The organism is Gelidibacter salicanalis (genome assembly GCF_016469035.1).
Lineage (GTDB): Bacteria > Bacteroidota > Bacteroidia > Flavobacteriales > Flavobacteriaceae > Gelidibacter > Gelidibacter salicanalis_A.
Map to the genome: position 1 here is coordinate 40,074 of NZ_JAEHJZ010000010.1, position 22,433 is coordinate 62,506.

General features: G+C 40.1%; 23 protein-coding genes. 3 read left to right on the forward strand and 20 right to left on the reverse strand.

The genetic code is table 11. The features are described from left to right. Nucleotides 1-17: 17 nt before the first annotated feature. On the forward strand, nt 18-566 hold the full coding sequence (locus tag JEM65_RS06175) for a DUF4136 domain-containing protein (RefSeq protein ID WP_199598063.1): 549 nt from the start codon (nt 18-20) through the stop codon (nt 564-566). 131 nt (nt 567-697) lie between these two features. Further along, complete coding sequence (locus JEM65_RS06180) at nt 698-2,368, forward strand: SulP family inorganic anion transporter (RefSeq protein ID WP_199598064.1); 1,671 nt, start codon at nt 698-700, stop codon at nt 2,366-2,368. 140 nt (nt 2,369-2,508) lie between these two features. Here JEM65_RS06180 and JEM65_RS06185 read toward each other — a convergent pair whose 3' ends face one another. The 19 genes from JEM65_RS06185 to JEM65_RS06275 all read right to left on the reverse strand — a co-directional run bounded on the left by JEM65_RS06185 (nt 2,509) and on the right by JEM65_RS06275 (nt 21,196). Then, the gene (locus JEM65_RS06185) at nt 2,509-2,772 is read right to left on the reverse strand and encodes a hypothetical protein (RefSeq protein WP_199598065.1); all 264 of its coding nucleotides are present in this window, start codon (nt 2,770-2,772) and stop codon (nt 2,509-2,511) included. A gap of 59 nt (nt 2,773-2,831) precedes the next feature. After that, on the reverse strand, nt 2,832-4,916 hold the full coding sequence (locus JEM65_RS06190) for an alpha-ketoacid dehydrogenase subunit alpha/beta (RefSeq protein ID WP_199598066.1): 2,085 nt from the start codon (nt 4,914-4,916) through the stop codon (nt 2,832-2,834). Between the two features lie 187 nt (nt 4,917-5,103). Beyond that, nucleotides 5,104-6,411 carry a dihydrolipoamide acetyltransferase family protein gene (locus tag JEM65_RS06195; protein ID WP_199598067.1) on the reverse strand — a complete coding sequence of 436 codons (1,308 nt, stop codon included), beginning with the start codon at nt 6,409-6,411 and terminating at the stop codon, nt 5,104-5,106. A 121-nt stretch (nt 6,412-6,532) separates the two neighbouring features. Next, nucleotides 6,533-7,126, reverse strand: coding sequence for an acyltransferase (locus JEM65_RS06200; RefSeq protein WP_199598068.1), 594 nt, complete (start codon nt 7,124-7,126; stop codon nt 6,533-6,535). Between the two features lie 151 nt (nt 7,127-7,277). Further along, the gene (locus JEM65_RS06205) at nt 7,278-8,030 is read right to left on the reverse strand and encodes an enoyl-CoA hydratase/isomerase family protein (RefSeq protein WP_199598203.1); all 753 of its coding nucleotides are present in this window, start codon (nt 8,028-8,030) and stop codon (nt 7,278-7,280) included. Nucleotides 8,031-8,080: 50 nt separating this feature from the next. Next, entirely contained in the window at nt 8,081-8,386 is a 306-nt protein-coding gene (locus JEM65_RS06210) for a GIY-YIG nuclease family protein (RefSeq protein WP_233530546.1), read from the reverse strand. A gap of 68 nt (nt 8,387-8,454) precedes the next feature. Continuing rightward, on the reverse strand, nt 8,455-10,953 hold the full coding sequence (paaZ, locus tag JEM65_RS06215) for a phenylacetic acid degradation bifunctional protein PaaZ (protein WP_199598069.1): 2,499 nt from the start codon (nt 10,951-10,953) through the stop codon (nt 8,455-8,457). Nucleotides 10,954-11,122: 169 nt separating this feature from the next. Beyond that, nucleotides 11,123-12,334 (reverse strand): 3-oxoadipyl-CoA thiolase, encoded by a 1,212-nt coding sequence (pcaF, locus tag JEM65_RS06220; protein ID WP_199598070.1) that lies wholly within the window; start codon nt 12,332-12,334, stop codon nt 11,123-11,125. Between the two features lie 68 nt (nt 12,335-12,402). Next, entirely contained in the window at nt 12,403-13,266 is an 864-nt protein-coding gene (ypfJ, locus tag JEM65_RS06225) for a KPN_02809 family neutral zinc metallopeptidase (protein WP_199598071.1), read from the reverse strand. A gap of 53 nt (nt 13,267-13,319) precedes the next feature. Beyond that, nucleotides 13,320-13,727, reverse strand: a complete 408-nt coding sequence (locus JEM65_RS06230) for a PaaI family thioesterase (protein WP_199598072.1) — start codon at nt 13,725-13,727, stop codon at nt 13,320-13,322. 90 nt (nt 13,728-13,817) lie between these two features. After that, entirely contained in the window at nt 13,818-14,999 is a 1,182-nt protein-coding gene (locus JEM65_RS06235) for a 3-hydroxyacyl-CoA dehydrogenase NAD-binding domain-containing protein (protein WP_199598073.1), read from the reverse strand. 66 nt (nt 15,000-15,065) lie between these two features. Then, a complete protein-coding gene (locus tag JEM65_RS06240) occupies nt 15,066-15,434 on the reverse strand; it encodes a four helix bundle protein (protein WP_199598074.1) in 369 nt (122 codons plus the stop codon). A gap of 45 nt (nt 15,435-15,479) precedes the next feature. Then, nucleotides 15,480-16,262: an enoyl-CoA hydratase-related protein gene (locus tag JEM65_RS06245; protein WP_199598075.1), complete on the reverse strand. Its 783-nt coding sequence runs from the start codon at nt 16,260-16,262 to the stop codon at nt 15,480-15,482. A 48-nt stretch (nt 16,263-16,310) separates the two neighbouring features. After that, a complete protein-coding gene (gene paaD, locus JEM65_RS06250) occupies nt 16,311-16,811 on the reverse strand; it encodes a 1,2-phenylacetyl-CoA epoxidase subunit PaaD (protein ID WP_199598076.1) in 501 nt (166 codons plus the stop codon). 100 nt (nt 16,812-16,911) lie between these two features. Continuing rightward, nucleotides 16,912-17,667, reverse strand: coding sequence for a 1,2-phenylacetyl-CoA epoxidase subunit PaaC (gene paaC / locus JEM65_RS06255; RefSeq protein WP_199598077.1), 756 nt, complete (start codon nt 17,665-17,667; stop codon nt 16,912-16,914). Between the two features lie 84 nt (nt 17,668-17,751). After that, nucleotides 17,752-18,039, reverse strand: coding sequence for a 1,2-phenylacetyl-CoA epoxidase subunit PaaB (gene paaB, locus JEM65_RS06260; protein WP_199598078.1), 288 nt, complete (start codon nt 18,037-18,039; stop codon nt 17,752-17,754). A gap of 145 nt (nt 18,040-18,184) precedes the next feature. After that, entirely contained in the window at nt 18,185-19,174 is a 990-nt protein-coding gene (paaA, locus tag JEM65_RS06265) for a 1,2-phenylacetyl-CoA epoxidase subunit PaaA (protein WP_199598079.1), read from the reverse strand. 162 nt (nt 19,175-19,336) lie between these two features. Continuing rightward, on the reverse strand, nt 19,337-20,410 hold the full coding sequence (gene paaE / locus JEM65_RS06270) for a 1,2-phenylacetyl-CoA epoxidase subunit PaaE (RefSeq protein ID WP_199598080.1): 1,074 nt from the start codon (nt 20,408-20,410) through the stop codon (nt 19,337-19,339). Nucleotides 20,411-20,605: 195 nt separating this feature from the next. Continuing rightward, the gene (locus JEM65_RS06275; protein WP_307810546.1) at nt 20,606-21,196 is read right to left on the reverse strand and encodes a TetR/AcrR family transcriptional regulator; all 591 of its coding nucleotides are present in this window, start codon (nt 21,194-21,196) and stop codon (nt 20,606-20,608) included. A 321-nt stretch (nt 21,197-21,517) separates the two neighbouring features. Between JEM65_RS06275 and JEM65_RS06280 the strand changes: the two genes are divergently transcribed. Continuing rightward, a complete protein-coding gene (locus JEM65_RS06280) occupies nt 21,518-21,826 on the forward strand; it encodes a rhodanese-like domain-containing protein (protein WP_199598081.1) in 309 nt (102 codons plus the stop codon). Here the strand turns inward: JEM65_RS06280 and JEM65_RS06285 are convergent. After that, complete coding sequence (locus JEM65_RS06285; RefSeq protein WP_199598205.1) at nt 21,821-22,432, reverse strand: DUF4230 domain-containing protein; 612 nt, start codon at nt 22,430-22,432, stop codon at nt 21,821-21,823. The genes JEM65_RS06280 and JEM65_RS06285 overlap by 6 nt on opposite strands. Nucleotide 22,433 lies beyond the last annotated feature (1 nt).

A 22,433-nucleotide genomic window follows, 5' to 3' on the forward strand; every position in this document is an offset into this window, starting at 1 on the left:
ACCTAAATAAAAATGCAATGAATAGAATAATTAAAGTAGTTCCAATATTGATGCTGTTTGTATTAATGGCATCCTGCAGCTCTGTAAAAGTCGCATCTGATTACGACAAGAATGCAAATTTTAACCAATATAAAACTTTTGCTTTCTACAAAACCGGCATAGATAAGGCCGAAATTAGTGACCTTGACAAACGTCGTATTTTAAGAGCTATCGAATCTGAGTTGATGGCAAAGGGTTTTACAAAATCTGAAAACCCAGATATGTTGGTCAGTATTTTTACAAAGTCTAGAGACAAAGTAAATGTTTACAATAACAATTACGGGTACGGCCCTTACGGTTATGGCTGGGGATGGAGCCCATATTACTGGAATTCCGGATATAGCTCTGTATCTACCTCCACAGAAGGCACCTTATATGTAGATTTGATTGATGCCAATAAGAAAGAATTGGTATGGCAAGGCATGGGGATCGGTTTTATTTCTCAAAACATGGAAAAAAAAGAAGAACGCATCAAAGAATTTGTAGCCAAAATTATGGAGAAATATCCTCCAGGAATGGTCAATTAAAATAAAAAGAATAGCATTTTTAAAGAAGTATCAGACACTAGTTTTGATGCTTTTTTTTATTTTAAGATAAAGCTCTAAAGTACGCTTCGGCTCAAAAACCCTATATTTGCACCTTTTCAATCGCAAAATTTATGATTTTTAGCCAAACCACAAGACAAAACTTCACCCAAAACCCCAAAAATGATATTCTTGCCGGAATTACAGTATCATTAGCAATGATTCCTGAAGTGGTCGCCTTTGCATTTGTGGCGCAAATAGACCCCTTAGTCGCATTATCAGGGGCATTTATAGTTGGATTAATAGCTGCCATATTTGGAGGCAGACCTGGATTAATTACTGGAGCCGCTGGCGCTGTAGCTGTTATTTTTGTAAACCTTATTACAGAAGGGCACGCTAAAGGCATGTTATTTGACACCCCCATCGATAATATGGGCTACTTCTATTTATTAGCGGCTGTTATTTTAATGGGAATCATACAAATAGGTGCTGGAGTTCTTAAATTAGGGCGTTTTGTGCGTTTAATACCACATTCCGTGATGATGGGATTTGTAAACGGTTTGGCAATTGTTATTTTCCTAGCGCAGGTTCGTATGTTCTCCCACAAAGAATTAGAAATAGGCGCTGACGGTATAAAGAAATTTATCAACATCCCAATGCAAGGTTCTGAATTGTACATCATGCTTGGTTTAGTGGGAGTAACAATGGCCATCATTTGGCTTCTTCCTAAAGTTACCACTAAAATCCCTGGAGCCTTAGTAGCAATTCTGGTTACAACAGCTGTTGTTGTTTTTGGCGGTCTTGATGTGAGCACCGTTGGTTCGTATATTATAGAAGGTGGTGGAGAAGGTATGAAAGGTGAATTCCCTACACCCAATACAGAATTATGGCATAATTTACCTATCAATTTTGATACGCTTATGTTTATTCTCCCTTACGCCTTTTTAGCAGCATCTGTGGGACTTATTGAATCTTTAATGACCATGAACCTTGTTGATGAACTTACAGAAACCAGAGGTGATGGCAACAGAGAATGTGTGGCGCAAGGTGCCGGAAACATGGTCAGTGGCTTATTTGGGGGCACTGGAGGTTGTGGTATGATTGGACAAACCGTTATTAACATTAATGCCGGGGGTAGAGGCCGTTTATCAGGGATTACCATGGCGTTAACTTTACTGACTTTTATTTTATTTACAGCTCAGTATATTGAACAAGTTCCTATTGCTGCATTAATCGGTGTAATGTTTATGATGGTAATTGAAACATTTGCCTGGTCTAGTTTTAGAATTATTAGAAAAATTCCTGTAGCAGATGCCGTTGTTCTTGTAGTTGTGTCTGCAGTAACGGTCATATTAGATCTTGCAATTGCTGTATTTATTGGTGTGATTCTATCTGCACTTGTATTTGCATGGAAAAGTGCGACCATGATTAGAGCTCGTAAACTCGTCAAAGAAGATGGCACAAAAATTTACGAAATATGGGGGCCTTTGTTCTTTGGATCCGTTCAAAATTTCAATACCAAATTTGATGTAAAAACCGATCCTCAGAATGTAGAAATAGACTTTGTGGAATCTCGGGTAAGTGACCATTCCGCCATTGAAGCTATTTTCAATCTTGTGAATAAATACGAAGCGGAAGGGAAAACCATTCGCTTGAAACATTTGAGTGAGGACTGCAAGGTGTTGCTCTATAAGGCAAGTCCGAAATTTAAAGAGGTGATTATTGAAGACATTGATGATCCGAGATATCATTTAGCGGCTGATCCTGAAAGGTTCACAAAACCGCTCTCAGAATATAAATTATAAAAAGAAGGAGTCTCTAAACTAAAACAAGTCCTTAAGAATTGCATATTTGAGATATGTTCTCCGGTAGGAGTCCGAATGTAAAACAGAAAAAGAGGCTATTTCATGAGTTATGACAGCCTCTTTTCTATTCTAAATCGTAATTAGTTATCGTCATTGTCAGTTTTGACTTTCACTTTAACGTCGCCATCATCTTCCTTAATTTTGACCTTTCTGTCGTCAGTTTCCATTTTTATCTTAGTGTCACCATCATCTTCCTTCACTTTTATCTCGGCACCATCTGCCTTCATTTCATCAATGATGCGTTCATTCTCTGTGCGAACATCTTTCTCCTCTGTTTCTCTACAAGAGGTAAGTGACACTGATAAGAATAATGCCATAAATGACATAAAAATTACTTTTTTCATAAATATTGGTTTTAGTATAAGGTGAAAAGTAATCATTAAATTTGAAATCTATACTGAAATCAATAATTTAATAGCTCATTTATTTTGGCCTTTACCTTTTCCGTTGAAGGAATCATCGTTTCTTCTAAGGTGGAATTCAACGGAATCGCAGGCATATTTTCACTACCTATAGTCATTACTGGGGCATCGAGAAATTTAAAACATACTTCTTGTATTTTTCCTGCCAAAGCTCTAGCAAAACTATTGTTTGAAGGTTCTTCAGTAACTATCAGACATTTTCCTGTTTTTTTAACTGATTTCATAACGGTAGCCTCATCTAATGGAAAAAGCGTTCTTAAATCAATCACTTCAATCTGGTCTTTCATGCCTAATGCTTCCGAGGCATTCATGGCCCAGTGCACACCCATGCCGTACGTAACAATAGTCAGTGTTTCTAGGTGTTCCTGTTTCCAGATTTCTTGCAGCACCCAAGCCTTGCCAAATGGCAATACATAATCTTCTGAAGGCTCCACTGATGTGGCACCTTTAGTGCCAGGCACCTTACTCCAATACAAGCCTTTATGCTCCAAAACAATCACCGGATTCGGATCGTAATACGCGGCTTTCATCAGACCTTTTAAATCGGCACCATTACTCGGATAGGCTATTTTAATTCCTCTAATATTGGTGACAATACTTTCTACGGATGACGAATGATAAGGTCCGCCACTGCCATACGCACCGATTGGCACACGCAAGATCATGCTTACCGGCCATTTCCCGTTGGATAGGTAGCAACTTCTACTGACCTCCGTGAACAACTGATTCAACCCAGGCCAGATATAATCGGCAAATTGAACCTCAACGATCGGTTTTAGCCCCACGGCACTCATCCCAACGGTCGAACCTACGATGAACGCTTCCTGAATTGGAGTGTTAAAAACGCGATCACCACCAAATTTCTGAGCCAAGGTAGCGGCTTCTCTAAACACACCACCTAATCTGCCACCAACATCCTGTCCGTAAAGCAAACACTCTTTATGCTTACGCATCAATTCTTCCACAGCAAACAAAGCGCAATCCACCATGACCACCTTTTCTGCACCTTTTGGGGAGCGCTCCCCTACTTCTTCTGTGATTGGAGTCGGCGCAAAATCATTTGTGAATAAATCTTCTGATTTTGGATCTTCAGCCGCCAATGCCTTGTCGAAATCTTGCTGAACCTTGGATTTAGCAATATTTTCAATATCTAGAATATCATCGATAGCAATTCCCGCATCCAACAATTGTTGTTTAATTACTGGATACGGATCGCGTGACTTAGCCTCTTCCAAATCATCACGATACCATTCCATACGGACTCCAGAAGTGTGATGATTCAACAACGGAACTTTAGCATGTACTAAAAATGGTCGGCGCTCTTCCCGAATTGTATGAATCACCTTTTCAAGCGCTTCATAACTTTCAACAAAGTTGGCTCCATCAATAGTAATCGCTTCTAAACCTTTAAATCCGTTAGCATATTCATAAGCGTCATGGGCTCTCGTTTCCGCGGCATTGGCCGAGATATCCCAACCATTATCTTGCACGAGATACAGAATTGGCAATTGTTTTAGGACCGCCATTTGAAATGCTTCTGCAACCTCACCTTCAGTCACGGATGCGTCGCCAAGACTACACACCGTAATCGGCTTGAGGTCTCTAGACTCTGAAAATGGAGATTGTTTTGCCGCTTGGTCTTCTATATTTTGGAACTCTTTATATTGCATTCCCATAGCAACTCCTGTCGCAGGAATGGCCTGCATACCAGTTGCTGAAGATTGGTGTGGGATTTTCGGTTTGTCGTCATCCTTTAAACTTGGATGCGCATAATAGGTGCGACCGCCAGAAAACGGATCGTCCTTTTTTGCAAGTAATTGCAACATTAAATCATGCGGTTCTAATCCGAAAGACAGCAACATCGCATCATCTCGGTAGTACGGAAAAGCATAATCCTGTGGTAATAATTGCATGCCCACAGCAATCTGAATGGCCTCATGACCTCTAGAGGTTGCATGGACGTATTTAGAAACCTGCTTAAAATTAGCCTCGTACAATTCGGCCATAGCCTTGGCGGTACAAAGGGTTGAAAATGCTTTTTTTAAAATAGCTTTAGTTACTGACATGTGTTATGTTTTGGGCGTTCGAGCGGGCTTTTCGTTACAAGTCCTCGCAAGCTCCGGGCTTTTCACTGCAATTTAGCAAAGCGGTATCACGAATACCTATTTATCAAATTCAAATGAGATTCGTAATCCCTAACGCAAAATTTAAGATTTGACAAAATACGATGTATGTGTCAAGCCTTATTTATTATTATATTTTTCTATTGAAATCAAACTGCTCGAAATAATCAGCTACGCGACGTACAAAACTTCCTCCCAAAAAACCATCCACAACGCGATGGTCAAAGGATAAGGATAAATACATCATACTTCTGATTGCGATCTCATCACCTGTTTCTGTTTCCATCACTTCAGCGCGTTTTTTGATAATCCCCAACGCTAAAATGGCAACTTCTGGTTGATTAATGATAGGCGTTCCCATCACACTCCCAAAGGTTCCGACATTTGATATCGTAAAAGTGCTGCCTTTAATATCATCGCCGCCCAATTTGTTTTCTCTAGCTTTATCAGCCATGTCATTAACGTTCTGTGCCAAGGTTTTCAAATCCTTCTGATCTGCGTTTTTAACTACGGGAACAATTAAATTTCCACTTGGTAATGCTGTGGCCATCCCGATGTTAATATCTTCTTTAACGATGATGTTATTCCCATCTACCGAAGTATTAATGTTTGGAAAATCTTTGACCGCTTTCGCTACGGCTTCCACAAATAATGGGGTAAACGTTAAGCGTTCGCCATATTTTTCTTCGAAAACTTTTTTGTTGGCATTACGCCAATTCACCATATTGGTCATATCGGCTTCTACATAGGCGGTTACGTGAGGCGATGTATGTTTCGAATACACCATATGATCTGCAATCATCTGACGCATCCGGTCCATTTCGATGATTTTGCCTTTGCCTTTATCAAAATTTAATTGCGGAATGCGATACGCCGTGGGATCTTGGGTTACGGGCTGCGCAAACTTGAAAGGTCGTCCGTCTTCAATATAAGTGAACACATCGCTTTTACGCAAACGCCCTTCATGTCCTGTGGCTGGAATTCGGGCCAATTCTTCAAAACTGATGTGTTGTTCTTTGGCTATTTTTTGAATTAACGGCGAAAAGAAGGTGTTCGAGTTTGAAGTTGAAAATAAACTTGAAATTGAAATTGAAGTTGAAGGAGCTGTTGCCTTTTGTGGCGCTGCATTTCTGACTTCCTTATGTGATTTCTCGCTTTTGCTCGAAATGACAAGCTCTTTTTTTATTTGAGACGTTTCGTAAACTTCTAAAACGGCAATCACTTCTCCTACGGGCACGACATCTTTTGCTTTAAAGAGGGTTTTCACCAAGGTTCCCGATTTTGGGGCTGGGACTTCGTTATCTACTTTATCAGTCGCTACTTCTAAAATGATGTCGCCTTCTTCAAAGGAGTCACCTTCATTGATGAGCCAATTGATGATGGTACCTTCTGTAATGCTTTCGCCCATTTTGGGCATTGTTAAGTCAAATTTTGACATTTTATTATCTAATTTTCTTTTTTAGTTAACGTTTGCGTTAAGGATTGCAGCGACATCCTTTTTTGTTTTTCACAAAAAAGATATAGCGGAAAGCCTGACCCTTTTGGGTAACGCCCAACTATTACTTCATAAAATCACGAAGCGTCTTATAAACATCTTCCTGCATTTTCATACTTTCCGGAACTTCTCTTAAAGGTTCCACTGCTCTTAAACTTTCATGACAATCCGCTGGTAATTGCTGGTACAATTGTGTGCCTTTAGTTTTCCAAGCAATCATCTCGTCACTCACTTCTTTAATCACTTTTGCGGGATTCCCCACTGCCAGACTTCGCTCTGGAATGATAGTTTCGGCCTTAACAAACGACATGGCTCCAATGATGCTTTCATCACCAATTTCAGCGTCATCCATAATGACGGCATTCATTCCGATAAGGCAATTTCTGCCCAAATTAGCGCCGTGAATAATCGCGCCATGACCTACATGCGCGCTTTCTTTGAGGGTGATGGATTTTCCTGGAAACATATGCACCGTACAGTTTTCCTGAACGTTGACACCGTCTTCCAAAATAATCTGACCCCAATCGCCACGAATAGCCGCTCCCGGACCGATATAACAGTGCTTGCCAATAATGACATTGCCCGTTACGGCCGCGAGTGGATGTACAAAACTACTTTCGTGAACGACTGGTGTGTAGCCTTTGAAACTGTAAATCATGGTGATTGCTGATTGTTGACCCGCCCGAACGTGCCTTTTCGGTACGGGCGGGTTGTTGATTGTTGACCCGCCCGAACGTGCCTTTTCGGTACGGGCGGGTTGTCGATTTTTGAATTTCTTAAATTGAATTGTCCTAATAGTAATTCGCTATTTATTTAAAACCTTTCAATTTTTCTTTGGTGAACTTGCTTAAGACCAAACGGCCGCTGATTGCTGCGCGTTCCGCCAATAAATCATCCCAGTCGTCCGTACCACTCCAGAATACCTTTTTCATTTCTATCATCGCCTCCGGATTGTAGGTGCACAAATGCTCTGCCGTTGTTTTTACTGCAGCGTCAAGTTCCTCGGTGGACTCGTAAACTTGGGTAAACAGGCCTTTTTCTTTTGCCCAATCGGCCGGATAAAAGGTATTGGCGTCAATAGCAATTTGCGACATGGCGCTCAAGCCCATTTTACGCTCAATAGCAGGCCCAACAACAAATGGTCCGATACCAATATTGAGCTCGCTTAATTTAATAGCGGCAAATTTAGATGCCATGCAATAATCGGTTGCTGATGCCAATCCGACGCCGCCTCCAACAGTCTTGCCTTGAATACGTCCGATTATGAATTTTGGACATTTGCGCATGGCGTTAATGACGTTTGCAAATCCTGAAAAGAATACTTTCCCGGTAGCTTCATCATTGATATTGATTAATTCTTTAAAACTCGCGCCTGCACAAAAGGTGCGTTCGCCGCCGCTTTTAAGGACTAGTACTTTTATGGCGTCATTTTTGCCTGCAGCGGTTATGGTGTCCGTTAATTCTGCCAACAAATCTCCTGGTAGGGAATTGTGGGCTGGGTGAAAAAATTCGATGTAAGCGACTTCGTTTTCTATGGTTTGTTTTACGTAGGGTTGTGTCATGCTTCTTAATTTGTCAATGCGCACTTGTTGCGCATTCGTTTTGTTCTTTTTCAATATTTAGATAAATCCCAACCGTCACTTAAATCGTTCCATTTGGGATTCATTTGGGTAATTATGTTTATTTTCCAATCTCGTTTCCACTTTTTAATGGTCTTCTCCCTTCTTATGGCTAGTCTAATATCAGTATGGGTTTCATAGTAGACCAATTTCTTAATATTATAATGACCAACGTGAGTTTTAAAAGTCGCTGCCTTATGTTCACTCATCCGTCTAGCCATATTATTTGTTACACCAACATAAAAGATATGATTTCTTTCGTGCGTTAGGATGTAAGTATAATATTCTCTGGACATCATGATGACTTATTAAAATCATAATTTAAACTTCAATATGAGCGACTGCGCAACGAGTGCGCAGTGACTTTCTATAATAACCCAAACTGCTCAAAGTGATGATTCAAATGTTTTCGTTCCAATAAATAGGCTTCATATTTATTCAATTCCCCAAACACCAAATTCTTCAATTTAGCTTCTGGATGTTCCTTATAAAACTCCAGATACTTTTCTCTTTGTTCAATAAACTTCTGTTTTGCAGTCTCTAAATCTGGATAAATCAAACGCTCCAATTTGCCTTTTTCGAGTGTTGGGAAATGGGTATTTTTTGGAAATTTCTCATAATTATACAGGCTCGCATGTACCTTTTCCAAAATTTTCTCTGGGGTAGCAACTTCAAAATCTTGAATTTCTCCGGCGGCAATTTTATAGGTGTATTCTAGATGCTCCAACATGTGTTGTGGCGTCATGATGCCCCATTTCGGCTTCAGGTCCGGCGTTAACTTTGAGAGATAGTTTTTGATAGTGTCGTTCGTCATTTCAACAAAAACCTCTTGTTTTTTCTGAACCATGGTCAGAATTGTGGCAACGGCAACTAATTCGTCTGCACTGTCAAACACCTCAACAAACCATTTGACAATCCCACTTGGATGTTCAGCTGAAGCGACGTCTCTATCAACTTTCTGCTTACAGGTTAAACGCACATAAATGGTGTCGTTATGGTATAATGGACGAAGGAATCGACAGTCCTCCAATCCGTAGTTGGCAGCCACTGGACCTTTGTTTGGATAAACGAACAGTCCTGCAGCGGCGGCAATGATAAAGTAGCCGTGAGCAGTTCGTTTTTCAAAAATACTGCCGTCAAGAGACGTGATATCGGTATGGGCATAAAAATGGTCCCAAGTCAAGTTTGCGAAATTGATAATGTCTGTATCCGTCAGGGTCCGTTTATGGGTTTTTAATGACATTCCTGCTTCAATATCCTCCCAATGGTATTTGAACGGATGCTGTTCCGCTTCTTTATATTTTGCATTGGCTTGATAGATGCCAGTGATTTCAGTTAAGGTTGTTGGCGATCCTTGGATAGCGGTACGTTGCAAGTAATGCTTGATACCACGCACACCGCCCATTTCTTCGCCACCGCCTGCTCTACCCGGTCCACCGTGTACCAAATTTGGTAATGGCGACCCATGACCGGTGCTTTCTTTGGCCATTTCACGATTGATGATTAAAATACGTCCGTGGTGACTTGCCGCGTTGATGACGTAATCTTTTGCGATCTTATCATCGTAGGTTGCGATTGAGGAGACCAAAGAACCTTTCCCCATATGGGCTAAAGTAATGGCTTCATCTAAATTTTTATAAGGCATAATAGTACTTACCGGACCAAAAGCTTCCGTTTCATGAACTGCCAAATTTATAAAAGGATGATCTTCGCGAAGTAAAATTGGACTTAAGAAAGCACCCTTTTTGGCATCCGCACCAATCGTTTCAATTTTATCGAGATGTCCGTAGACAATGCTTGCTGTTCTAGCCAATTCTTGAACACGATCTCTTACTTCATTCGCTTGATCTTTACTGATCAAAGCACCCATGCGTACCTCTTTCAATCTAGGATCTCCAATAGTGACTTTATCTAGGGCTTTTCCTAAGGCGATTTGCACATCTTCGACAAGATTTTCAGGAACGATAACACGACGGATGGCGGTACATTTCTGTCCACATTTGACGGTCATTTCGTTACGGACTTCCTTGATAAACAAATCGAATTCAGGTGTTCCCGGAAGTGCGTCTTCACCCAAAACGGAACAGTTTAAGGAATCGGCTTCCATATTGAAAGGCACTGATTCTTCGATAATGCGTTTATGGGATTTTAGAAGTCGCCCGGTAGTCGCGGAACCTGTAAAGGTGACCACATCTTGAGATTCGACTGTATCTAAAATTGCTCTTGCAGAGCCTGTAATTAATTGTAAAGCACCTTCTGGTAAGATTCCAGAGACGATGATTTCACGCACGACAGCTTCCGTTAAGAAGGACCCATTGGTTGCAGGCTTCACTACTGCTGGTACACCTGCCATCCAGTTAGTGGCACATTTTTCCAACATCCCCCAAACTGGGAAGTTAAACGCATTGATATGAATGGCGACACCACGTTTTGGCACCATAATGTGATGCGCCATAAAGCGTCCGCCACGAGATAAATCGATAGGTTCTCCTTCTACGTGATACGACTGATTTGGGAAGAGTTTTCTTAACGACGCATTGGCAAATAGATTTCCGAATCCGCCTTCAATATCAATCCAGCTGTCCACTCTAGTAGCACCTGTTCGATAACTTAATTCGTAAAAAGCTTCTTTCCTTTTGGTGAGATAAAGCGCAAGGCTCTTCAACATATTACCACGTTCCTGAAAAGTCATTTTACGCAAAACTTCGCCGCCTTTGGTGCGTCCGTAGTGCAAAATTTCAGCAAGATCTAATCCTTCAGTATCAGAAAGCGCCACGACTTCGCCTGTGATGGCGTCAAACATAGGAACGCCTTCTCCTTTTCCTTCAATCCATTGTCCTGTGACGTAATTTTGTAATTTCTTCATAGTAATGCCCACAAAAGTGGATATCTTATTATTAAATTATGTACTCTAATTTTAATGTAGCAACTTGTTCTATCATGTCTGACTGCGCTAGGGATTATTCACCAATCTCTATTTGTTAAATAGGAGTTCGTGAATGTTTCGCATTTGAGGCAAGGCAGGCGCCCAATTACTACAAATCCGCGTTTTCAATGATGGCGGCGTAGCCTTGACCAACGCCAATACACATCGTAATTAACGCATATCTTTTTCCTGTTTCTTGTAATTCTAGAGCTGCAGAATACGCTAATCGGGTTCCAGTAACACCAAGCGGGTGACCAATAGCGATGGAACCGCCATTCGGGTTCAACCGTGGATCATTATCCTCCAATCCCCAAGCTCGCGTGCAGGCTAATGCCTGTGCCGCAAAGGCTTCATTGAGCTCAATAATATCCATATCATCCATAGTCAATCCGGCTTTCGCCAAGGCTTTATTAGAAGCTTCAACAGGACCGATACCCATGATTCGTGGCTCTACACCAACTACTGCAGAACTTACGATGCGTGCTAATGGTTTTAGATTGTATTTTTTTACAGCAGTTTCTGAAGCGATAATGGTTGCAGCGGCACCATCATTTAAACCTGAAGAATTTCCAGCGGTCACGCTTCCGCCTTCAGCTTTAAATGCGCCACGCAATTTCCCTAAAACTTCCATTGACGTGTTTGGCTTTACAAATTCGTCTTTAGAAAATAGAATAGGATCTTTTTTGCGCTGCGGAATTTCGACCGTCACAATTTCTTTTGCTAATCGACCATTTTCTTGCGCTTTTGCAGCTTTCATCTGGCTCCAATAGGCAAATTTATCCTGATCCTCACGCGAAATAGTGTACTGCTCTACTAAATTTTCAGCAGTCTGGCCCATCCCATCGGTACCATATAGTTTTTGCATCTTCGGATTGACAAATCGCCATCCAAAACTAGAATCGTACATTTTAGCATCCGTTCCAAACGCACTTGAAGGTTTCGCAACCACATAGGGTCCACGAGTCATGTGCTCAACACCACCCGCAATAAACAAATCGCCATCGCCAGCTTTAATCGCGCGGTTAGCATGAATAATAGCAGAAAGTCCTGAACTACATAAACGGTTAACGGTTTCACCCGGAACTGTGACCGGCAGACCTGCCAATAGCGACGCCATTCTTGCCACGTTTCGGTTATCTTCTCCCGCTTGATTAGCACATCCTAAAATGACATCTTCATAAGCTTCTTTTGGGATGTTTGGATTCCGTTTGACGAGTTCTTCTATGACTAATGCCGCTAAATCGTCAGTTCTTATAGTTGATAATGCGCCTTGATAACTTCCAATTGGTGTTCTAATACCGTCTATAATGTATGCTTCCATGTATGAAATTGAAGTCGAAATTGAAGTTGAAAATTGAAACTTCAATTTCGAATTATTGTTATTAAATTTTAATTCATGATTTCAGAAAAGGTATCGCCTTGCTTGATATCACCGGTTTTATAGCCTTTCAAAAACCAATACTTGCGTTGTTCAGAAGTTCCGTGTGTAAAACTATCAGGTTTAACGCTGCCTTGGGTTCTTTTTTGAATAGCATCATCACCAACAGCGTTTGCCGCACTCAATGCTTCATCAATGTCCCCTTCTTCTAAATAATCTCTGTTGTGATGCGCCCAAACCCCAGCGTAGAAATCCGCCTGAAGTTCTTGTGCCACAGACAACTTATTAGCTCCCGCTTGATTGGTTTGTTGTTGTAATTGTCTGACTTTTTGAGATGTTCCCAAAATGGTTTGGATATGATGACCAATTTCATGGGCAGTAACATAAGCAATTGCGAAATCACCACCTTTGGCCCCAAACCGTGTTCTTAACTGATCAAAAAAGGACAAGTCCATATACACTTTCTGGTCAGCAGGACAGTAGAATGGTCCGGACGCTGCACTCGCAGTGCCACAGCCACTTCTCACAGCATCCGTAAACAACACTACAGTTGGTTCTTTGTAAGTCCCTAAATTATTCTCTCTAAATATCTCACTCCAAATATCTTCAGTATCTACTATGACAGCGTTCATAAAGGCACCGAGTTCTTTTTCTTTTTCAGTCAGTTCGCGTTGCTCTCCGCCTTCTGATACGGATTGTGATTGTGTTACACCTTCAAGAATTGGTGCCAATACTTGTCCCGTATCACCTCCAAACATTTGAAGCAGTACTACAACAACTGCTATAATACCACCGCCAGCAGCCAATTTACCTTTACCGCTCATCCCGCGACGGTCTTCCAAATTCCCACTTTTTCTTCTACCTTGCCATTTCATATTGTTTTGTCTTTAGTGTTAGTATATATTTTTATAAAATTAAACAATATTGGTTATTCTATCCATTCTTTATTTGTCCTATATACGACGCCTTTAAACAGCGCCACCACTTCCTCTTGGCGTTTGACTTCAATAATATTAAATCCTAATTTGTTTTTCACTTTCTCAATTACAGACTCCGCTGTTAAATAATCGCCTTCATTTAATGCCTCAATATGATTAATGCTGGTTTCAATGGACACGGCATATTTACCATGGGTATTGGCTGCGAAACCAAAGGCGGTGTCTGCTAATGCGTAACTGATGCCACCATGTGCTTTCCCCATACTGTTGAGCATTTCTTTACGAATGGTCATCCCGACTTTGCATCTGCCGATTTCGGATTTTAAAATTTCGATGCCTAGCCAGGTGCTGTAGGGATCTTGGTTTAACATTTTAAAGGGGATTTTTTCGCCGTTCATTACAATTATTTTAGATTGTCGATTAACGATTGTTGATTTTTGAAGTGATCATCAATACTTCAAAAATCTGAAATCAAAAATCTGCAATCGTTAATCAAAAAACCTCAAATCTTCTCTACTCATCCTCCGCAACAAAGGGCTGCAACGGTAACGGTCTTCATGATACTCATTGTACAATTCGTCCATTTTGGAAACGCACCAATCAATGCCTTTTTCATTTGCCCAAGCGAGTAAACCTTTTGGGTAATTTACCCCTTTGGTCATGGCATTGTCAATATCTTCAGCGGAAGCGACATTCATAAACAAGGCATCAGCAGCTTCATTGATCAGCATGACTAAAACACGGTCAAAAATTTTTTGTGCTAATTTAGACTCTTCGACTGCGCTCTGAGTGACTTTGGAACTCGGTACTACAATAGCCCCTTTTTCATCGTAATTATAATAACCCTTCCCTGATTTTCTCCCGAGATAACCTGCTTCTGCAAATCGTTTTTGAGTAAAAGCTGGTTTGTAGCGTGGGTCGAAATAGAAAGCGGTGAATACGGTTTCGGTGACGGTGTAATTGACATCATTCCCAATAAAATCCATTAATTCAAAGGGCCCCATACGGAAACCACCTATTGTTTTTAGACTGTTATCTATAGTTACAAAATCAGCAATACCTTCTTCGTAGATTCTTAAGGCCTCACCATAGAATGGACGTGCTACACGATTAACAATAAAGCCCGGTGTGTCTTTTGCGACGGCCACTGTTTTTTTCCAATCGGTGATAATTTTTGTTGACATCTCTAATACCTCTTTAGAAGTTTGAATGGCTGGAATCACCTCAACCAGTTTCATTAGTGGTGCGGGATTGAAAAAATGAATTCCAATACAACGCTCTGGCTTTTTTAAGGACGCCGCAATGGATGCAATCGATAAACTTGAGGTATTGGAGGCGATGATACAATCATCAGACACAAAAGTTTCCAATTCTGAAAACACCTTTTTCTTAATCTCCAAATTTTCTACAATCGCTTCTATCGTTATATCTGAATCGGACAAATCTTTAAGAGTGTCGACGTAGGAAATATTGTTTTGAATTCGAGTTTTCTCGGATTCATCAATCCGCTCTTTTGCAACCAATCTTGACAAGATGTTTTCTAAAGCAACTTTTGCTTTATCCAGTGCCTGTTGATTCGTATCGTATAATTTAACTTGACATCCCGAAGTTGCAGTAACTTGTGCGATGCCGCTGCCCATGGTGCCACTACCTATAATTCCTACTTTCATGAATAACGACTATTGAATTTTAAATACTGAATATCGAAGTTTAATTTCTCTATCAGATTCATATTTTTATAATTTATTCTTATTTGTTGAAGTTCGAATGCTTGAAACGAAAATGGCTATAAGCTCATTATTTTCTTTCAATATGACTTCTACTTTTTCTAAATCTTGAATTAATTCAGCTCCTTTTTGAATTTTCAAATTCACCAGAGATTCTCTTAATTCCTTTAGGCACAATTTCATTTTATGAAGAAAATCTCTGGAAGACTCTGCACTTTGAGCTTCTCCATAATTTAGAGCAGAAGCGGTTGCAGAACGAATGAGTTGTTTTGACAAATGTTGAGACGCGAAACCTCCATCAATCTTACCAGAAATTAAAATAACATTTACTGCAAACTGAATCAAACGTTCTTCCAAATCATATTTATGAATCGCCATGCTTAAACTTCAATATTCGTTATTCTTCAGTTCGATATTCGATATTTATTTGCCTTTAAACGCTGGTTTCCTCTTTTCGACAAAGGCAGTAACGCCTTCAAGATAATCTTTAGTTTGCGCAGCTTCGATTTGGAATTTAGACTCTAGAGCTAATTGCGCTTCCAAATCGTTGGTCATGGAATTGTTGAATAATTCTTTAATCATGCCTAATGCTTTTGTAGGCATATTTGCGAGTTTTATAGCTAGCTGATTGACGTCCTCTTCAAAACTTTCTAAAGGAAGGACTTTATAAATCATTCCCATTTTTTCCGCTTCTTCAGCCGATACTTTATCACCCAACATGGCTAATGCTAATGCTTTTTGAAATCCGATTAGTCGCGGTAAAAAGAAGGTTCCGCCACTATCAGGAACAAGTCCGATCAAACTAAAGGCTTGTATAAAACTTACTTTTTCATGAGCTACCACAATATCGCAAGCCAAAGCAATATTTGCTCCTGCGCCTGCCGCTACACCGTTGATAGCTCCAATGATTGGCTTTTTAATAGAACGCAGTCTGGTGATGATTGGATTGTAATGCTCCTCAAGAATTTTCTTGAACCCAGGGTTTAGCTCTGGTGACGTTACTTCTTTCAAATCTTGGCCCGCGCAAAATGCTTTCCCGTTTCCAGTGAGTATGATTGCTCGTACTTCATTGTTAGCTTCACATTCATCTAGAACATCATGTAGCCTGAAGGCCATTTCGCGATTAAAACTGTTGAAGACTTCCGGTCGGTTCAATGAGATTGTAGCGACTTTATTTTCTATTTTGAGTACTATACTTTCGTTCATATTGCAATTCTATTTTTATATAACTGGTACCCTTTCGGTAATGTCAACTTACTTCAAACATTTAAAATAATCAAAAGGTTCCAGGCATTCCTCACACTGAAATTGTGCTTTACAGGCTGTAGAACCAAACTGGCTCACCATTTTTGTATTTATCGATCCACATTGTGGACATTTTACCATGCGTTTGCCGTGTAACAATACATCTTTGTCTGCTTCAGCACCTAATGGTGCAGCAATGCCATAATCTTCCAAGGCTTTTCTGCCTCTCGGAGTAATCCAATCGGTGGTCCAAGCAGGAGCTAAAATTAATTCTACCTCTGATTTATATCCAGCTTCCTGTAATGCTTTTTTAATATCATCTCCGATAACATCCATAGCTGGGCAACCACTATAAGTTGGAGTGATTTGAACTTTTACAAAGTCATCCTGAATTATTGCGGAACGCACCACACCCATATCCATGATGGAAAGCACCGGAATTTCTGGATCAGACACTGTTTCCAGAATCGCGATCAGTTTTGGGTCGATATGTTGTTGGGTTGCTATCATTTTTTAAAATCGAATATCGAACGCTGAATATTGAATGCTGAAGTTGTGCTTATTAAAAACTTCATGATTCGTTATTCGAACTTCGTTATTCATTATTCTTCTACCATTCCATATTAGGATACGCGCGTTGCATGTATTGCAATTCGGTTAATAAAAAGCCCATATGCTCGGTATGAATGCCTTTTTTACCTCCTTTTTGAAAGTATTTGGATTCGGGAATTGACAAGGTTGCTTCTTCTAGAATTGCATTCACTTTATCATAGTAGACAGCTTTCAATTTGGTCACATCAACACCGATACCTTCTGCAAACATAGCTTTGTCAGCATCTGTTTGATGGAATAATTCGTCCGTATAGGTCCACATATCGTTAATGGCGTTTTGCATTTTTTGATGACTTTCTTCTGTGCCGTCTCCTAAGCGCTTGATCCAATCTGTAGAAAATCGCTGGTGGTAACTTACTTCTTTAAGTGATTTGGTAGCGATGGCTGCCAAAGTTAAATCCTTGCTTTTTTGTAATTCTGTCAAGAACAAAAAGTGATACACATCAAATAAAAAGTGACGCGCCATCGTGTAGGCAAAATCGGTATTCGGCTGTTCTGCCAAAAGCACATTGACGTAATCACGCTCCTTACGAAGCATCGCAATGTCATCTTCCGTACGTCCGTCATTGGCAATTTTAGCGGCATATTGATAATAGCTTCGCACCTGCCCGAATAAATCGAGTGAAATATTGGTGCAGGCAATATCCGTTTCCAAACTTGGCCCGTGACCGCACAGTTCGCCCATGCGCTGCCCTAGGATAAGGGAGTTATCGGCGATGCCGAGGATGTAGTGATACAGGTTAGTATTATTCATTCTATCTATAATATTGATGATTTGTGATTGCTGATTTTTGAACTTCTGAAATCAAAACTCTTAACTCGTCAATCGTTAATCTATTTACATGTATTTCACCTCATCAGGCAACTCATAAAATGTAGGATGGCGGTAGACTTTATCTTGAGCCGGTTCAAACATCTCGCCATTGTGTTCAGGATTGGAGGCCGTGATGTTTTTAGATTCTACTACCCAAATACTGACACCTTCATTTCTTCGAGTGTAAACATCGCGGGCATTTTCTAACGCCATCTCCGCATCAGCGGCATGGAGACTTCCAAAATGGCGATGTTCCAATCCGTTTTTACTTCTGACGAAGACCTCCCAAAGTGGCCAATTTTTTGTTGACATAATTATTTCTGTTAATTTGAAATTGAATTTGAATAGTATTTGATTTCACTCGGTTCTCGATACGAAATTGCGAAATTGCAATTTCACTCGGTTCTCGATACAAAATTGCGAAATGCAATTTCACTCGAACTGACAAAATTCTTTTTTATACTGCTTCTTTTTCTTTTCGTTCGGCGTTCTTGGCTGCGTGTGCCATGGCTGCATCTCGCACCCATGCGCCACCTTCCCATGCGCCTACTCGGGCTTTCATACGTTCTTTATTCATTGGGCCGTGACCTTTGACCACTTGCCAAAACTCATCCCAATCAATCTCACCAAAATCATAGCTGTCGCGTTCTTCATTCCATTTTAAATCTGGATCTGGAATGGTGAGTCCGATTAAATCAGCCTGTGGCACGGTTTGATCAATGAATTGTTGGCGTAATTCATCGTTAGATTTACGCTTTAATTTCCATTTCATGGATTGCTCTGTATGCACTGATTCCGCATCTGTAGGACCGAGCATCATTAAACTTGGCCACCACCACCGGTTCAGTGCATCTTGTGCCATATCTTTTTGTTCTGGTGTTCCATTCGCTAACTTGATCATGATTTCATACCCTTGACGCTGATGGAAACTTTCTTCTTTACAAACCCGCACCATCGCTCTCGCATAAGGTCCGAATGACGTATTACACAACGGCACTTGATTAATAATGGCTGCGCCATCTACCAACCAGCCAATCGCGCCCATATCTGCCCAGGTGACTGTTGGGTAATTAAAGATGGAAGAATATTTTGCTTTGCCAGAATGCAATTGTTCGTACAACTCATCACGAGAAATCCCCAAAGTTTCACAAGCTGAATACAAGTATAAACCATGGCCTGCCTCGTCTTGGACTTTCGCCAACAATGCGACTTTTCGTCTTAAAGAAGGGGCTCTCGTAATCCAATTGCCTTCTGGAAGCATCCCCACGATTTCAGAATGCGCGTGTTGCGACATCTGACGGATGTGGGTTTGACGGTATTTCTCCGGCATCCAATCTTTAGGTTCGATTTTTTCGTCTCTTGCGATCCGTTCTTCGAACTGGGTTTCTAAATTTTCCACGCCCTTACCCAACGATACGTTCGGGCGGGTGATTTGTTCTTCACTCATCTTATTCTGTATTAGTGAACTATTATTTTGTATTCAGATTTGCGTTAAGGATTGAGGCATTGTCGGAGCTCCTCGCAGAGAGCGACTGCCGAAAGCCTGACCCTTTAGGGTAACGCCCAAATTATTTTATTAACAGCACTCAAAATTATTAAGTGTTAAAAGCTACACATCAAAGTCAACCACCACCTTTTTACTGGTTGGGACGGCTTGACAGCTCAACACATAATTTTGTGCCACTTCCTTATCTTCTAATGCGTAATTCTTTTTCATTTTTACTGATCCTTCCTTCACTTGACACTTGCAAGTACTGCAAACGCCACCTTTACAGGCAAAAGGTAAGTCGGCTCCTGCAGCCAACGCGCCATCTAGGATGTTGTCAAAATCATCATCCATAATGAAATGGAATTCCTTCCCTCCATCGATTATGGTCACTTGTGTGCCTTCAATTCTTTGTTCAAGAACTTCGGCTATTTGTTTGTTTTCTTCTTCAGAACTTCCTGTAAAGAACAGTTCGTAATGGATATTTTCCTTTGGCATTCCCGCAGCTTGCAATTCGTCACGAATTAGGAAAATCATGTCTTGTGGCCCACAAATAAACGCATGATTAGTATCAGGCACATCGATGAATGATTTGGTCAAAATGGCTAATTTTTCCTTATCAAAACGGCCATTTAAAAATGGAATATCGCGCTGTTCCTTGGTCAAAAAATAAAAAACCTGAAACCTTTCAAAGAACTCATTTTTAAGCTGTTCTATTTCTTCTTTAAAGATAATGGATTTTACAGTCCTGTTCAAATAAAACAGTTTAAAGGTACTGTTGGGCTCTTCGTGTAAATGTGTTTTGATGATAGACAGCAATGGTGTAATACCACTTCCCGCAGCAAAGGCAATATAATTGTTGCTCGCCTCAACATCTACATCTACCGTAAACTCACCGTGTGGCGCCATCACTTCAAGAGTATCTCCTATCTTCAGATCGTTAAACGCATAATTTGAAAACACACCATCGCGAATGGTTTTAACCGCAACCTTCCATTCGCCATCTAACGGACTTGAGCATAGCGAATAATTGCGCCTAATGTCTTCGCCGTTTAGTTCTTTTCGCAAGGTTAAATGCTGCCCTTGGCGGTATTTAAATTTATCTTTAAGCGCATCAGGAACATCGAAAGCAATCACAACACAATCTTTCGTTTCCTTGTAAATATCTGCCACTTTAATGTTGTGGAATTCTGCCATAATGGTTTTCGACCCTCTTTTAATACGAGAATTGGTGTTAACTTTAATTGTTTCTCAGCCTCCTCATGTTTCTATTAAAACGGAAAGACCCAAACTAACAACCGTTAGTTTACTGACAAAACTACAAAATTAATTCTATAACTTTTGTTAAAAATGGATGACTGCTGGGGAAGAATTTTTGGAAAAAGAAAGAATTTACGCTTTTGTACTTTTAGGATTGATACCATTAATAAGCACATCTCCCAAATTTTTAGCAAGCTCCTGCCCTTTTAAATCTTCTTTTTTAGGAATCCAAAGGTATAGGGACCGCAAGGTGGTCAAGATAGAGAACATAATAATTTCAGGATTTGAATCACGAATTTCCTGAGCTTCTATTCCTGATTTAATAATTTCCACAAAGTCCTGTTCGTAGTTTTTTCTCAAGGACAAATAATGGTCCAATTGATCTTCCAGATGCATCCAATCATTATTCAACGATGCCATGCCGTAGGTGTTATGTATGGTAATGTTGACATGCAGTGCCACAATTGCTCTTAATTTATTGATCGTTACATCTTCTGAGTTTTTAATAGTCTCCATGCCACGGGTAAATTCTTCCGCCAAAGAAATAATGATGGATTTGAGAATATCCTGTTTGGAATCAATATGATTGTAAAGACTTGCCGCTCTAATGTTGACGGCCTTTGCCAAATCGCGCATAGTGACAGCACTGTATCCTTTCTCTTTAAAAAGTTTAGCAGCAGTTTTTATGATTTCTTCTTTGCGCGTTTGGCCTGTACTATTCACTATTTAAAATTTAAGTCTCAAGATTCTTTGAGTGATGGATATTTTGTAAATTTAAATCATTATTGTCCGATAAAGAATTAAGATCGCTGCGCTTATAGAATAAACCTGCCCTTGCCGTCAGGCGGGGAACAAAGACTTTATTGTAACTAACTGATAAACAGTAGTAATTTTAAATTAAATTTGCCTAATTACTTTAAGTGAATTTGGTTTCAAAAACAAGGTGTCATTTTTAAGTTCTTGAACCAGATCATACTTTAAGGGGGTTTTGCAAACTTTTCACCTGTTTTACTGGACACTGATGAATTTAAATAAAAATAAACTATGGGATTTTTCGACTTTTTATTTGGTACGGGTAAGAAACAGCAAGTTCAGGAACTGATGGGCAAAGGTGCCATTATATTGGATGTGAGAACCAAAAGGGAATGGGATAATGGCCATATTGCCAACGCCAAACATGTGCCGTTGGATGATTTGCAAAACCAAGTAGAAAAATTAAAAAAACTGAACAAGCCTATCATTACCTGTTGCGCAAGTGGGATGCGTTCCGCCAAAGCCGCTCAAATTTTAAAATCAAAAGACATTGAATCCATCAATGCCGGAAGCTGGTTGAGCTTGAAAAAGAAATTATAGTTTGATAGTCTGCAAATCGTCAGATGATTTTATATAATTGCCATCGTATACGAGTGTCCACCCTAATGAACTTGTCAAAATATAGAATTTGGACAGTTCACTGATCAGTCGGTTTTGTGCGTTGCTCTTTAAGTTGGACGCCTCAATCTTTTTCATGAGTTGTGCATTCACTTTATTTTTGATTTTGTTGTAATCTTCCGCTTGAAACGGATTCAGAAAATCGGCCGTCACATCATAATATTCAAAATCAGGACTGATATTAATTTCCTCTTTAGGGATGCTTAAAATTTTAAGCGTTTTAGATTTTTCGTCCAATTCATATTCAATTTGGCTCAAATCATACGAAACGGTAACGTCGGCATTGACCACCACCAAAGCTTTCTTTTCGACATTCACCAAATTGGCAAAAATGGCTTTCGAATTCTTATAGGTAAATACCTGACTGAAATGCCCTTCAGTAACCACTAACTTGCTGACATTCTTTATCTGTTCTTGAATGAGCGCAGAATTTTCCTGTAGTATAGTTTTCTCACTATCATTAAAAAAATAACGATAGCCAAACATGACTACCATAACTAAAATTAGGACATAGAGGAGTTTACGCATC

Bases quoted from the DNA above. Each gene is read 5' to 3' on its own strand.
- paaD (WP_199598076.1), bottom strand. From the start codon at position 16,811: ATGATAGCAACCCAACAACATATCGACCCAAAACTGATCGCGATTCTG.
- JEM65_RS06180 (WP_199598064.1), top strand. From the start codon at position 698: ATGATTTTTAGCCAAACCACAAGACAAAACTTCACCCAAAACCCCAAA.
- JEM65_RS06205 (WP_199598203.1), bottom strand. From the start codon at position 8,030: ATGACACAACCCTACGTAAAACAAACCATAGAAAACGAAGTCGCTTAC.
- JEM65_RS06200 (WP_199598068.1), bottom strand. From the start codon at position 7,126: ATGATTTACAGTTTCAAAGGCTACACACCAGTCGTTCACGAAAGTAGT.
- paaC (WP_199598077.1), bottom strand. From the start codon at position 17,667: ATGAATAATACTAACCTGTATCACTACATCCTCGGCATCGCCGATAAC.
- pcaF (WP_199598070.1), bottom strand. From the start codon at position 12,334: ATGGAAGCATACATTATAGACGGTATTAGAACACCAATTGGAAGTTAT.
- JEM65_RS06235 (WP_199598073.1), bottom strand. From the start codon at position 14,999: ATGAAAGTAGGAATTATAGGTAGTGGCACCATGGGCAGCGGCATCGCA.
- JEM65_RS06240 (WP_199598074.1), bottom strand. From the start codon at position 15,434: ATGGCGATTCATAAATATGATTTGGAAGAACGTTTGATTCAGTTTGCA.
- JEM65_RS06185 (WP_199598065.1), bottom strand. From the start codon at position 2,772: ATGAAAAAAGTAATTTTTATGTCATTTATGGCATTATTCTTATCAGTG.
- paaA (WP_199598079.1), bottom strand. From the start codon at position 19,174: ATGAGTGAAGAACAAATCACCCGCCCGAACGTATCGTTGGGTAAGGGC.
- JEM65_RS06230 (WP_199598072.1), bottom strand. From the start codon at position 13,727: ATGAACGGCGAAAAAATCCCCTTTAAAATGTTAAACCAAGATCCCTAC.
- JEM65_RS06210 (WP_233530546.1), bottom strand. From the start codon at position 8,386: ATGATGTCCAGAGAATATTATACTTACATCCTAACGCACGAAAGAAAT.
- JEM65_RS06190 (WP_199598066.1), bottom strand. From the start codon at position 4,916: ATGTCAGTAACTAAAGCTATTTTAAAAAAAGCATTTTCAACCCTTTGT.
- paaZ (WP_199598069.1), bottom strand. From the start codon at position 10,953: ATGAAGAAATTACAAAATTACGTCACAGGACAATGGATTGAAGGAAAA.
- paaE (WP_199598080.1), bottom strand. From the start codon at position 20,410: ATGGCAGAATTCCACAACATTAAAGTGGCAGATATTTACAAGGAAACG.
- JEM65_RS06175 (WP_199598063.1), top strand. From the start codon at position 18: ATGAATAGAATAATTAAAGTAGTTCCAATATTGATGCTGTTTGTATTA.
- paaB (WP_199598078.1), bottom strand. From the start codon at position 18,039: ATGTCAACAAAAAATTGGCCACTTTGGGAGGTCTTCGTCAGAAGTAAA.
- JEM65_RS06285 (WP_199598205.1), bottom strand. From the start codon at position 22,432: ATGCGTAAACTCCTCTATGTCCTAATTTTAGTTATGGTAGTCATGTTT.
- ypfJ (WP_199598071.1), bottom strand. From the start codon at position 13,266: ATGAAATGGCAAGGTAGAAGAAAAAGTGGGAATTTGGAAGACCGTCGC.
- JEM65_RS06280 (WP_199598081.1), top strand. From the start codon at position 21,518: ATGGGATTTTTCGACTTTTTATTTGGTACGGGTAAGAAACAGCAAGTT.
- JEM65_RS06195 (WP_199598067.1), bottom strand. From the start codon at position 6,411: ATGTCAAAATTTGACTTAACAATGCCCAAAATGGGCGAAAGCATTACA.
- JEM65_RS06245 (WP_199598075.1), bottom strand. From the start codon at position 16,262: ATGAACGAAAGTATAGTACTCAAAATAGAAAATAAAGTCGCTACAATC.